13 protein-coding genes are annotated in these 12,356 nt (G+C 63.5%); 1 reads left to right on the top strand and 12 read right to left on the bottom strand.

Annotation, left to right across the window (positions count from 1 at the left end):
- Positions 1–43: 43 nt before the first annotated feature.
- From HMPREF1316_RS10265 to HMPREF1316_RS10235, 7 genes are all read right to left on the bottom strand, one after another.
- Positions 44–883: an aminomethyltransferase family protein gene (locus HMPREF1316_RS10265; RefSeq protein WP_021727006.1), complete on the bottom strand. Its 840-nt coding sequence runs from the start codon at positions 881–883 to the stop codon at positions 44–46.
- 9 nt (positions 884–892) lie between these two features.
- Positions 893–2,047, bottom strand: a complete 1,155-nt coding sequence (locus tag HMPREF1316_RS10260; RefSeq protein WP_021726969.1) for a D-alanyl-D-alanine carboxypeptidase family protein — start codon at positions 2,045–2,047, stop codon at positions 893–895.
- Positions 2,044–2,790 (bottom strand): CDP-alcohol phosphatidyltransferase family protein, encoded by a 747-nt coding sequence (locus tag HMPREF1316_RS10255; RefSeq protein ID WP_021726982.1) that lies wholly within the window; start codon positions 2,788–2,790, stop codon positions 2,044–2,046. Before HMPREF1316_RS10255 ends, HMPREF1316_RS10260 begins: the two co-directional genes overlap by 4 nt.
- Positions 2,791–2,890: 100 nt before the next feature.
- Complete coding sequence (locus HMPREF1316_RS10250; protein WP_021726965.1) at positions 2,891–3,958, bottom strand: tartrate dehydrogenase; 1,068 nt, start codon at positions 3,956–3,958, stop codon at positions 2,891–2,893.
- 45 nt (positions 3,959–4,003) lie between these two features.
- Positions 4,004–4,486: a deoxycytidylate deaminase gene (locus tag HMPREF1316_RS10245; RefSeq protein WP_021726997.1), complete on the bottom strand. Its 483-nt coding sequence runs from the start codon at positions 4,484–4,486 to the stop codon at positions 4,004–4,006.
- Between the two features lie 101 nt (positions 4,487–4,587).
- Complete coding sequence (locus HMPREF1316_RS10240; protein ID WP_021726972.1) at positions 4,588–6,078, bottom strand: glycoside hydrolase family 32 protein; 1,491 nt, start codon at positions 6,076–6,078, stop codon at positions 4,588–4,590.
- Positions 6,079–6,102: 24 nt separating this feature from the next.
- Positions 6,103–6,921 (bottom strand): class I SAM-dependent methyltransferase, encoded by an 819-nt coding sequence (locus HMPREF1316_RS10235; RefSeq protein ID WP_198009659.1) that lies wholly within the window; start codon positions 6,919–6,921, stop codon positions 6,103–6,105.
- A gap of 48 nt (positions 6,922–6,969) precedes the next feature.
- Here HMPREF1316_RS10235 and HMPREF1316_RS10230 point away from each other — a divergent pair, with 48 nt between their 5' ends.
- A complete protein-coding gene (locus HMPREF1316_RS10230; protein ID WP_040652289.1) occupies positions 6,970–8,799 on the top strand; it encodes an elongator complex protein 3 in 1,830 nt (609 codons plus the stop codon).
- A 134-nt stretch (positions 8,800–8,933) separates the two neighbouring features.
- Here the strand turns inward: HMPREF1316_RS10230 and HMPREF1316_RS10225 are convergent, their stop codons facing one another.
- The 5 genes from HMPREF1316_RS10225 to HMPREF1316_RS14530 all read right to left on the bottom strand — a co-directional run.
- Positions 8,934–9,395: a GNAT family N-acetyltransferase gene (locus tag HMPREF1316_RS10225; protein ID WP_021726937.1), complete on the bottom strand. Its 462-nt coding sequence runs from the start codon at positions 9,393–9,395 to the stop codon at positions 8,934–8,936.
- Positions 9,396–9,523: 128 nt separating this feature from the next.
- Positions 9,524–9,739: a hypothetical protein gene (locus tag HMPREF1316_RS14785; RefSeq protein ID WP_021726979.1), complete on the bottom strand. Its 216-nt coding sequence runs from the start codon at positions 9,737–9,739 to the stop codon at positions 9,524–9,526.
- A 354-nt stretch (positions 9,740–10,093) separates the two neighbouring features.
- A complete protein-coding gene (locus HMPREF1316_RS10220) occupies positions 10,094–10,876 on the bottom strand; it encodes a family 1 encapsulin nanocompartment shell protein (protein WP_021726939.1) in 783 nt (260 codons plus the stop codon).
- A 12-nt stretch (positions 10,877–10,888) separates the two neighbouring features.
- Complete coding sequence (locus tag HMPREF1316_RS10215) at positions 10,889–11,230, bottom strand: hypothetical protein (RefSeq protein ID WP_198009658.1); 342 nt, start codon at positions 11,228–11,230, stop codon at positions 10,889–10,891.
- Positions 11,231–11,916: 686 nt separating this feature from the next.
- The coding region (locus HMPREF1316_RS14530) for a DUF7226 domain-containing protein (protein ID WP_021726985.1) at positions 11,917–12,356 on the bottom strand (440 nt) is incomplete at its 5' end.

Below are 12,356 nucleotides of genomic sequence, written 5' to 3'. Positions count from 1 at the left end.
TCTCAGCCCCATTGTAGGCGAGAGGTGGCATGCATGGGAATACTCAGCCCGCAAGACCACGTGCCCCGATGAAGTCCATACCCTCGCGCACCATACCAGAGGCACGCAGCTCCCCCTCCCCTATCGTCAGGCGATCGGGAACAGGGAGTTGTGAGAGCACCGCAGTCCTCCGCGCCATCCATGTGCGCAGGGCAGCGTGACCCACAGGCATCACGGAGCCAAACGAGAGCAGGCTCCGCCATATGGCGCGCGCATAGATGGGTGGCACCAGCACCAGATAGGCGGGCTGGGGAAGGTCAAGGGCACAGACGATGGTGGTGATGCGGCCGTCGAGGTCGAGGTTGGCAACCTCGCCAGCCAGGGGGAGCCGTTGGTGCACATCCCCTGGCACGTAGTCGGAAAGCACGGCAGGGGCAGTGGGGCCCGTGAGCGCGAGGGGTACGAGCGAGGCCGTCTCATCCGACATGGCAAGCCCATCGTACGGCCTCACGCCGTCTCGCTCGATGTGTGCCACAAAGCCCAACCACGAGAAGAGCACGTCCATGCGAGGGGAGGCATCGAGGATAAGGTATTCGGAGGCACCCGTACGCACGAGCAGCGGAACGGAGGCCACGCTGCCATCCCCCAGCAGGCAGGCCCCAAGGGCGCACGTCCCCACGGAAAGCCTGGGGCCCGCACATGCGGCCTCGCAGAACGCCTGGGCGGGAGCACCCGAGACAAGCCACATGCCCATGCCCGTAAGGTCGACGAGCGCGGCATCTACGTCAAAGGCCGCCAGCTCCACGTCCTCATCCGCATAGCGAACGGGACCCAGGAGCGCCCCCTCCTCTTGGATGAGACCACCCAAGAGCTCATGCTCCTGCCTGAGGACAGACGTTGCCATGCGTTCCCCCTATGCCGCCTCCACAGGCGCTGGGTAGAGCAGCGACATCACGAGGGGCTCGAACATGGAGACCTGATAGAGCCGCTTGCTTGCGCGGAACACCTGCGCGCAGGGGGCGACGCCATCCTGCGTCCACACGGTCACGCCGTAGATGCCGCCGGCATCCTGCAGCGTGCCCTCGGGAGGCATGTGCACCGTATAGGAGATGGGCTCGTCGGGCGAGAAGCGGCCGTAGACGTCGTACGAGCCCGTGATGGCCAACTTGCCATGGAAGCTCAGCGTGCTCGTGACCCATCGCACGGTCCGTGCCGCCTCGCTCATGCGCCGCCATGAGAAGTAATGCTCGTAGGCCCAGCTCATGAGCGCCTCCGTGTCCGCGAAGCGGCCGTCGTTGGTGGAGCAGCCCAAAACGCAGCTGTAGACGGAGACCGTACCATGCGTGGAGGCGCCTAAAAACGCCTTGCCGCTCTCGACGACCCCCGTCTTGATGCCCCTCAGCCCCGCATAGGTCTCCATGAGGTCATCGGTGGAGCGGAAGGTCCTCTGCTCTCCTCCCAGCGTGACGTCCACGGAACGCATGTGTACGGTCTGGGCGATGAGCGGGTAGTGCTCGAGGGCGTAGCGCCCCATGGTCACGAGGTCACGCGCACACGAGTAGTGGCCATCCTGGGAGAGGCCGTGCACATTGGCAAAGCGCGTGCCCGTCATGCCCAGCTCCCGTGCCTTCTGGTTCATGCGATCCACACAGGCGTCTATGGAGCCGAAGACGTTGATGGCAAGGTTGTCCGCCGCATCGTTGGCGGAATAGATGAGCATGAGCTGGAACAGCTGGCGCACGGTGACGCCATCGGCTGGCTTGAGCTCCGCAATCTGGGCGTCATCCTGATAGTCCCCACGTGTGATGGTCGCGGGGGCATCGAGGCTGGCGCCGGAGTCCAGAACGACCATCGCCGTCATGACCTTGGTGATCGAAGCCGGCTCCATCTGCTGGTCGGCGTTCCTCTCGAGGATGGTGTGACCCGCACCGTCGGAGACGAAGTAGCACTGTGCCTCGCTCACCTGGGGCTCTGGCACCTCAGCGGCATACGCGTAGGCGCGGGGCACCACGGCGACCGCCATGAGTGAGCACAGCGCGAAGGTGGCCAGTGCGATGCCGGCCCTCATCGAGACCCGCCCCCCTGGGACTCGAGGCACTTCCTGCGAATGGTGAGGCCCGTGCGCGTATAGACGACCGCCGTGATGAAGGACAGGACGCATCCCAGGTAGACGAAGAGCACGCCCACGCAGGAATCGGTGCCGTTGATGCCGGGCAACCAGACGGCACGGACGAGATGGAGCGCTGCAAGCGGCGGCCACTTGAGCAGCATGAGCACGAAGCCCGTCATGAGGACGGCCGTGGCGGCCTTGCCCACGTAGGCGACGTCGACGGGACGCTTGCGATAGCGTTGAAGCATCATCCCACCAATCAGGAGGTAGACGTCACGACCAATCACGAACACGGCCGTCCAGAGCGGGAGCTCGCCGGTCACCAAGAGTGCGAGAACGCCCGTGAAGAGCAGCACGCGATCCATCACGGGATCCATGACCTTGCCCAACCAGCTGACCGTCTGCGTACGGCGGGCCACCTGCCCATCGAGGAAGTCGGTGGCGGCTGCCACGGCATAGCAGGCAAGCGCGAGCGTTCGGTTGATATGCCGCACGAAGAGCACGAGGAACACGACCGTGAGGACGAGGCGGAGCATCGTGATTGCGTTGGCGGCCGTCAGCACCCGATGAGAGGGATTCCCCGAGGTGCCAAGGGGGGCCGTGATCGTCCCCGCGGCCTGCGCGCCAGCAACGGAGGGGTCGACGCCCATCATCACGCGTTCGGACAGCCGATGCGTAAGGCCATGTCTCACTTGTGTCACTGGCGTGTACCCCCTCGCTCGGCCTGCACCGCCCCACGCGTAGCCCTGCAGTCACGGTAGTACATCCTAGCGCAAAAGAAGGACGGCCCTCACGTGTCAGTCAGTCGTTTGCCAGAAGCCTCACCACGGCATCGCCCACGCGCTGCGTGCTGGCCGTGCCGCCAAGGTCGGGCGTGAGCGTCTTCGCCTCGACCAGGAGTCGCTCGATGGCGTCGATGAGGCGCGCGCCCCACTGCGGGTGGCCCAGGTGATCCAAGAGCTGGCTGGCGGACCACACGGTCGCGAGCGGGTTGGCGATGCCGCGGCCCGCGATGTCGGGCGCAGAGCCGTGGACGGGCTCGAACATGGAGGGGAAGACCCGCTCGGGGTTGAGGTTGGCGCCAGCCGCCAGACCCATGCCACCAGCGATGGCGGCACCCAAGTCGGTAAGGATGTCACCAAAGAGGTTGGAGGCCACGACCACCTGGAAGCGCGCGGGGTCCCTCACCATGAGCATGGAGGCGGCGTCCACCAGGTAGGAATGGGTCTCCACATCGGCATACTCCTGCGAGAGCTCGTCGAAGATCTGATCCCAGAACACCATGGAATAGTTGAGGGCGTTGCCCTTGGAGATGCTCGTGAGCGACTGGTGCTTGGAACGGGCGAGCTCGAAGGCATAGCGCATGACGCGCTCCGTGCCGTAGCGCGAGAACACGCCATCCTGTATGACCACCTCACGCGAGGTGCCCCTGTAGAGCCATGCACCGTTGCCAGCGTACTCCCCCTCGGAGTTCTCGCGGATGAAGGTCATGTCCACATCCGCCTGGCTGACGCCCTTGATGGGACACGGGGCACCCCTGAGCAGGCGCACAGGGCGTACGTTCACATACTCGTCGAAGTCGTGACGGATGCGCAGCAGCAGGTCGCGCAGGGAGACGTGGTCCGGCACGCCGGGATAGCCCACGGCGCCCAGGAAGATGGCGTCAAAGTGGCTGAGCGTGTCGATGCCATCGGCCGGCATCATCTCGCCCGTCCTGAGGTAGTGCTCACAGCCCCAGGGGAACTCCGTGAACTCAAGGGAGAAGCCACCGTCGTACGCCGCCACGGCATCGAGCACCTTGATTCCCTCGGCGATGACCTCGGGTCCGATGCCATCGCCGGGAATGAGTGCGACCTTGTGCGTCTTCATGGTGGCTCCCTTGGGGCTCGTGGGTTGGCGTGACATGCCACGGCCTCAGACGAGGGCGTCAACGGGCAGCGAGACCTGCCGGTACGTGACGCCACAGCGGTCAAGGACGAGGCGCGAGACCTCGGCACCCTCCGTGTCATGATACTTGTCGTCCAGGTAGACCACCTCACCGATGCCCGCTTGCACCAGGGTCTTCGCGCACTCCTGGCAGGGGAACAGCGTGACGTAGATGGTGCCGTCCTGCACGTCCTTGAGCGAACCGCGGTAGTTGAGGATGGCGTTGGCCTCGGCGTGGATCACGAAGTTGTGCTTGTCCTGGATGGAGTCGTCCGTGACGTCCCAGGGGAACTCCTCGTCGGAGAGTGCCTCCGGCGTGCCGTTGTAGCCTACGGAGAGGATGCGCTGGTTGGTGTCGGCGATGCAGGCACCCACCTGCGTCTGGGGATCCTTGCTGCGCAGGCTGGCGGCGTACGCCACCCGCATGAAGAACTCGTCCCACGTGATGGCGTCCTTGCGCTTGCCTGACATAGAGATACCTCCCAAAGAAAACGCCTCCGGGAGGGATTGTATCTCTGCACATGGTGACCCTCCCCTGCCATGGGGATCGTTTTCCCAATGGTTACGCGAGGCTAGCGATCCACGAGATAGTCGATGGAGAGGGGCTCCATGCCATAGACCGTGGCCTGCTCCGCCGTGGTGTGGATGGCGAGCGGCAGCGTCTCGTCTTCCGTGAAGTAGCGCGTGGAGAAGACGGCGGCGCCATCGTTGAGGTAGATCTCCAGCACGGAGGTATCCACGATGACGCGCAGGTCCCTGATGCCGTCCACGGCAGCGCGCCGTATGGCGCGCCCCTGCCCGGCAGTCGTGCCGGCATCGGTCCTGGCAAACCCGAGCGTCGCGATGCCATCCGCGACGGTGAGCGTGAGGAAGTCGCCGAACGTCATAGCGAGATCGCCCCTGATGCCTGAGACCACCACATCCGCCACCTTGGGGCAGAGCTCCGTGGCAAAGCCCGTGGCGGTGTGGCCCATCTCCTGTGAGCTCCTGCGCAGGTCATCGAACTCCTTGACGGGATGCTGCAGGATGAGGCCGGTCCGCGCATCGCGCGTGAGCACGCGCGGCACCGTGAGGCAGCCCTTCCATGTGGTGGTGGGGTTGTCATAGGGACGCACGTCGTTGGCATCGTGCGGCAGGCTCATCCAGCCAATGAGGAGCGTGCGGCCCCGTTCGTCCACGAGCGTCTGGCAGGCATAGTAATCGAAGCCATGGTCCCAGTCGTGGAACGTGGAGGCATCGATGGCGGCGTGCGGGGCGTCCGCGCCCATGAGCCCCGTGTCCTGATGCATGACGTCCAGGATCGTGCCCTCCATCGGGAAGTAGCCGGCGGCATGCACGTTCTGGCAGGTGAGCTTGGAAGGGTCGTCGGGGTCGGAGGCCATGGCCATGCCCTGCGGACAGGTGCCCAGGTACTCCCGGCCGTCCAGCGCGATGCGATCGGGGCACTCCCACATGTAGCCGAAGGGCGTTCCGCCCAGGTTGGTGACGGAGCCCTCCATCGTCCAGACGAGGCCATCGGGCGAGGAGTAGCAGAGGATGGCGCCGCGGCTGTCCGCGCGCGTGCGGGCGCCGAGCATCATGTGCATGCTCCCGCCCTGGCTCCACACCTTGGGATCGCGCACGTGGCAGCTGCAGTAGGCCGGATAGGCGTCGTTGCGCATGACCACCGTCTTTGGTCCCAAGTTGATGCCGTTGTATGACTTGATGAGCGTCTGGTTGGCCAGGCGGCCGGAGTGGGTGCCATCGCCCTTGCCGTCACGGACGTTGCCCGTGTAGTAGAGCCAGAGCTCGTCGTCATGTATGTAGGCGCCGCCCGAATAGGACCCATCGCGGTCGCTTGGGCAGTCGGGCATGATGTGGCAGCCCAGGAAGGCCCAGTGCACAAGGTCACGACTGGTGAAGTGGCCCCACCCGTGGGGGCTGTCCGCATGGGGTGGGTAGGTGGGCGCATACTGGCTGAAGAAGTGATACGTCCCCCGGAACTGGTTGAGCCCGTTGGGGTCGCTCACCGACCCGTTGTGTGCCGAAAGGTGGAGCTTGGGACGCCAGGACTCGTTGCTCATGGGACGCTTCCCCTCTGTCGATGTCTAAGATGACCCCATCTTAGGGCCTCGGTGTGAGAACGATTCCATAATCTGTGCAGGCGGTACGCTTTTGCCGTTGGGAGAGGTGGCGCCCTTACGCCTGAGCACGAGGTAGGTGTTGAGGTCGCCGCCATGGCCATCCGCAGGGAAGGTGCCCACGGGCTGCGCCGAGGGAACGGCCCTCGTGAGCGCCCGCACCTCGTCATCGTCGACGTAATGGCAGAAGCGGTAGGCGCCCGGCTTGCCCTGCCAGCCGAGGAGGTAGTCGTTGGCACCCAGCTCGCCCTGCGCGAGACCCAGGGCGCCAAGCGCCCGCGCGGTGGTCGCGCGCGCCTTGGCGGCCAACGGGTCGGAGTCCATGAAGCGCCAGAGCGAGACGACGGCGAGCCCGCCGGGCCGCACCGCTGCCACGAGCGAGGAGAGCAGCCGCTCACGCGCGGCGGAGGTGGGCAGGTGGTGCATGAAGCCAAAGGAGACGGCCGCATCTGCCTCGGGGAGGCCCAGGTGCAGGGGACGCTCGAGCAGCGTGCGCGCCACGTCAGCCTCAACGAGGGGGGCATCGCCAGCGAGGGCCCTGCAGTTGTCCACGCCCACGTAGGAGAGCCGCGTGTGGGGCAGCCGCTCCTCCAGGAAGCGTCCCAGCCGTTGGTTGCCGCAGGCCACGTCCACCACGCCCAGCGACGGCGGGTCGGGTGGCAGCAGTTCCAGCAGGTGCTCCCAGCCCGGCCAGGCGGACTGACGCGTGGCCGAAAACGATGCGGCCTGCTCGCGGTAGAAGGCGGAGGTGAGCGTGACCATGCGTCGTGCGAGCCCAAGGCTCATGTCTGGGCATGTGGGCATGCCGTTCCCTCCCCGCTATACTGGGTGGCCATGGAAGAGCTGCTCCTGGACATAATCGCACACCTGCGCCGGCAGAAGGACCGCGCGCTCACCTCCCGTGAGCTCGAGGGCATCCTCATGGAGCACAACCGTGGCGTCGCGGGCCACGTGCGCCACGTTCACAAGCGGCAGCTCCTCCCCTACTACCTTCACGTGAAGGAGCAGGGGCACGACACGTGGCAGCGTTGGGGCGTTGACGCGGCACTGGAGGAGCGACTCCTCGCCACGCTGCGCCTGAAGCCACGGCGCACCGCCTCGGGCGTGGCCACCATCACGGTGCTCACAAGGCCCCATCCCTGCTCGAGCGACTGCATCTACTGTCCTGCGGACCTGCGCATGCCCAAGAGCTATCTCGCGAGCGAGCCCGCCTGCCAGCGCGCCGAGCAGAACTTCTTCGACCCCTTCCTGCAGGTGTCCGCCCGCCTGCAGGCGCTCCACCAGATGGGCCACTCCGTGGACAAGGTGGAGCTCATCGTGCTGGGCGGCACCTGGAGCGACTACCCTCGGGACTACCAGCTGTGGTTCGTGAGGGAGCTCTTCCGTGCGCTCAACGAGTGGCCGTACCCCATGGAGGAGCTGCACGCGCGCGCTCGGGCCTATCGCGCGCTGGGGTTCTCCAACAGCCCGGACGAGTGCGTCCGGCGCGTGGCCGCGGAGCAGGCGCGCATCGATGCGGGCAAGGAGAGCTACAACCAGGGGTTCGCCCGTCTGTACGCTGGGCCTGACGGCTCCGGCGCCAAATTCCAGACCACCACGATGGAAGAGCTCGAACGCGAGCAGCGCCGCAACGAGACGGCAGCGCATCGCGTGGTGGGGCTGGTCATAGAGACGCGCCCCGATGCCATCACGCCAGAGCTGCTCACGCGCGCGCGGCGACTGGGCTGCACCAAGATCCAGATGGGCATCCAGTCCACGCGCCAGGAGGTGCTGGACGCCAACCACCGTGCGGCCACGGTCGCACAGGTCAAGCGGGCGTTCTCGCTCGTGAGGCTCTATGGGTTCAAGCTGCACACGCACCTTATGGCCAATCTCCTGGGTTCGACGCCCGATGGGGACAAGCGTGACTTCGAGGCCTTCGTGAGCGACCCCGGCTTTCTGCCGGACGAGATAAAGCTCTATCCCTGCGCGCTTGTGGCGGGCACGCAGCTGGTGCGGGAGTACCGGCAGGGTCGTTGGCGCCCCTACAGCGAGGACGAGCTCATGGACGTGTTGGTGGCGGACATGCTGACCACCCCTTCCTACGTGCGCATATCGCGCATGATCCGCGACATCAGCGCCACGGACATCCTCGTGGGCAACAAGAAGACCAACCTGCGCCAGATGGTCGAGGGGCGCATCCGTGCGGAGGGGCTTGCCGGCCGCGTGCGTGACATACGCTTTCGCGAGATTGCCCGCTCCGAGGTTGACCTGGGTGCGCTGACGATGGATGACGTGCACTACGAGACGGCCGTCTCCACGGAGCACTTCCTGCAGTGGGTGACGCCAGAGGGGCGCATTGTGGCCTTCCTGCGCCTCTCGCTTCCCCACTGGGACGAGCTTGCGGCGGGAGCGTTCGACGTGCGAGCCGAGGAGCTGCCCGTGCGGCCCGGAGAGGCCATGATCCGCGAGGTGCATGTATACGGCAAGGCCGCGCACCTGAGGAAGTCCGACTCCAGCTCGCAACACCAGGGGCTGGGCCGGGCGCTTGTGGCTCGTTCCCGCCAGATTGCGCGCGATGCGGGCTATGTGCGCCTCAATGTGATCAGCTCCGTGGGAACGCGCGAGTACTACCGCCACCTGGGCTTCGAGGATGCGGGGCTGTACCAGCGGGTGGGGCTGTGACTAACACGAGCCGGGGGCTTCTTGCTTGGCAATGATTGCCTGGCCAATGCGATGGGGTATGCCAACGACCAGCGCATTGGCCAGGCAACATGCGCTTCATGCCGAGATGATCCACACTCTTGCACGGACGTCGTCTATTTGAGGGACATCACATATATCTGGCATGGATTTTCTTCGCCCCATAGCGTAGGAAGTACCTCAAACTCCTTAAATCCAAGTGAAATGTAGAATCGGTTGGTGGCGTCATACTCATCATACCTTCTCATCTGCACAGTCTTCACCTGGAGGAATGAGTACCCATGTGCCACTGCCATTTCCTTGGCCTCTTCAAAGAGCCTCTTCCCAATGCCCCGTCTGTGGTACTCCTTTAAGACCCCCATTACATGCAATTCAACCGTATCTTTTCCCGTTTCTCTCAAATAGATAAATCCTATGGGGCGATCCGCATCGTATGCCGCATAGAATGCATGGTTGGCACTCTCGTGTATATAGCTTTCCCGGGCTTCAGGAATGCCAAACCAATCAGGCAGGTCCTCCAATATCAAGCGTGTAACACGTTGCCTTTCGACTGCGTTCGTAACCTCCTTGATAACCACGTTCTCTATGCTCCTTAGATCAAGCGATCACCTAGGAAGTAGTATCGCTTCCCCACACCAGGCCTCTTAACTAGGCCTCTTATACGCCCCCAGTCCAAGGCTCCTTGTATACTGTGGGGAAATCCGCACTACAGATAAATGCCTGGCCCCTCTCGGCACGCTACCGTCTTCGGTGGGATGCCATGCCCAATCGAGCCCTTGAGGTAGTGTTGTACCTCTTTCCATGGTGCCCCAAAGCCGTTCTTGGTCAGCAGCGTCTCGACGAGCTTCTCGCTGCGTGGTAGTGTTACGCCATTGTCGGAAGAATCCTTTATGTAGCATATATGTTCGCCCAGCCCATTCATATCCTCACACAGGGGGTGTGGATGCCGCAATGCCAGAGGCATGACGCAACAAAGATAATGTCGAATAAGCATTCCAGTCTCTTGCTCACAGCGTCTCGCAGACTGTAACACTGCGGTAAATGTGAGCTAGGCGTTCTTGGAACCAGGAAGTGGAGACCTCATATCCCAGCACCCTAACGCATGGCTGACCCTGCTGGGGAGGGATGACCCTCGTCCGGAGGGTGAGAGCACTGGGAGGACGAAGGCCCTTCCCAGCGCTCCTAGAGCATTACTATCACGATAGGCCACACACTATGTGCAAAGGCCCTTCCTTCCATTTCGCGCGTGGACAACGCCCTATAGAGGAAACAACAACTACCCCTGGAAGACGACGACGGCCCTCTGGTTCTTGACGCGCAGGAGCGCCGTCTCGAACACGCGGAAGTCGTGGTCGAGCTCGGAGGAACCGAGATAGCCCGTGATCATGTCCTGGCCGATGGCGAGGTCCATGTTCTGCTCGCCACAGGCCAGCAGAAGAGCCGTCTTGGTAGGCAGCACGGGAGTCTGGAAGATCTTGCCCTCGATGAGCGCCGCGATGCGCTTGCCCTCCAAGGTGCCCGTGCCGGGCTGGATCCTCTGCAGCTGGACATAGACGTCAGGGCTCACGACCAGGGCCTTCTCGCCGTAGACCTGGCTCTCGAGCAGCGCCTGGAGGCCACCCGCCACGTCGGTGAACGCGTTCTCGCCCTCGGACCAGTCCCGCGCCTCGGCCTTCTGCGCCTCGGGCAGGCCGAGCAGGCCAGCGGTGCCATACTCCTCGTTGCCCAAGAAGATCATACGGTCCTCCTGAAGGGCGCAATCGGTTGCGGCGACGGAGACCTCGGAGTAGGACAGGGGAATGCCCATCCGCTCGGCCGCCTGGATCGCACGCCAGGACAGCGTGAAGTCGGCAGAGAGCATCGGAAGCTCCACGGCGCGTCTGCCGCCGTCCTGCGCGGTGGGCGCCTCGAGCATCTGTATGCCAGAGCCCAGTGGCCCGTAGATGTCGAGGAACTTCCTGCCCGTCAGCACGGCCTTGGCCGCCGCGATGACCTTCGCGTCGACCTCATCCCACTGCACATCCGTGAGCTTGCTGTCATCCCTCATGAGGTAATCCATGACGCTGTCCCCCTAATCCTTGAGGCTGCCGATGGTGCTGGCGCCATCGGAGCCGTTCGTGTCGTTACCCTCCAGGACCTGGGGAAGCTCGACGGGCTTGATGCCCAGGTCGTCGAGCATCTCCTGAACCTCCTGGGCGCCCGCGTCGTACTGGACGCCCTCTTGGGGGTCGAGGTACTTCAGGAGCGTGAGCAGCTCGCCCATGTGGGCCTTCTCCTCATCCCTGATGTCGGCAAGGACGGCCTTCGCCACAGGGTCATCCGTCGCCTGCACGTGGGCGTCGTAGCCATAGATGGCCTCGAGCTCGCCCGAGAGGTCGGCCCTGATTGCCTGTATGAGCTCCCCCTTGTTCATCTTGCGTTCAACGTTTGCGGAAAAAGGATTTCCAAACATCGTGTACCGCTCCCTTCGACGTGGTGTGCGAGCTATCCCATTATAGCTGCAACTGATATACATTCTCAATATAATAGGCACGTCGATGGATGGTGAGTCCCGTGTCACCACAGGGTGGCATAGTCTCTTTGTTGACCACATGGACGACTTGAGCGGAGCCTACCTCTTCGCCGACTTGGTTACGCCCACCAAGTTTCCGTCTCCGTCCTACCTGGGTAAGACGTGGACGCCTTGCATGAAGACGGCTGGAGTCATCAGCGTGTCTGGTGCTAAGCTGCGCTTTCACGATCTGCGTGACATCTTCGCCACGCGGACCCTCACCCCGGCATTGACATCGTGACTGCCACATCCATCCTCGGTCATCGTGACACGTCCACCACCCTTTGTCATTACGCTCGTTGGATGCCAAACGCCACCGTCCCTGCCATGGAGAAAATGGATGGCGTCGTAGGCGGATCCTCGTAACGCCCGTGTACCATAGGAAATGTTCTCCTCCACACAGAGAAAGGGCACCCTCATGGACGTTCCTCCTCTGTATTGCCCCCGCTGGGGGCGAAAGTCAAGCGAAGCGCGGTCGCCTTTGGCGACCGCGCTGGCACAAGCAAGGGTTGTAGCATGCCCTATCGCAGAAACAGCGTTGTGCATCGTCAATCGTCCTCCGGCAGAGCCATAATCCAATTCAGCCAGCTGATGACGGTCGTGGCGCGCCTGACCACGGTGGCACCGTTGTTGCACACATTCAGCTCTAGCATTACTTCGATGACGTCACTTTTCTCAGGCATCGTGCCACTCCTGAATGCGATGCCGAACAAACGGTGGAATATCTCATGTTTGAACATGAGGGCAACATAGGCAAGCTGACGGTCACGATATCTGAAGTCAAGTATCGCCTCTGCTAGCGGCGTCAGCTTCACATGTCCGCGCTCGCTCCGGTCAAACAGACCAAGATATTGGCCAGCCGATGGGTAGTATGCCGCTTGCCTCGGAACGTAGCCGATGAACTCGGCCACGTCACTCGCGAGCATATCCCCGCCCTCGGCTTTGACACGCTCCAAGAGCGCTAGGACGATTTCGAAGCGATCCGCTT

The sequence above is a fragment of the Olsenella profusa F0195 genome (assembly GCF_000468755.1).
In the GTDB taxonomy this organism is placed as follows: Bacteria; Actinomycetota; Coriobacteriia; order Coriobacteriales; family Atopobiaceae; genus Olsenella_F; species Olsenella_F profusa.
This window is presented reverse-complemented; position numbering and strand designations above follow the sequence as displayed.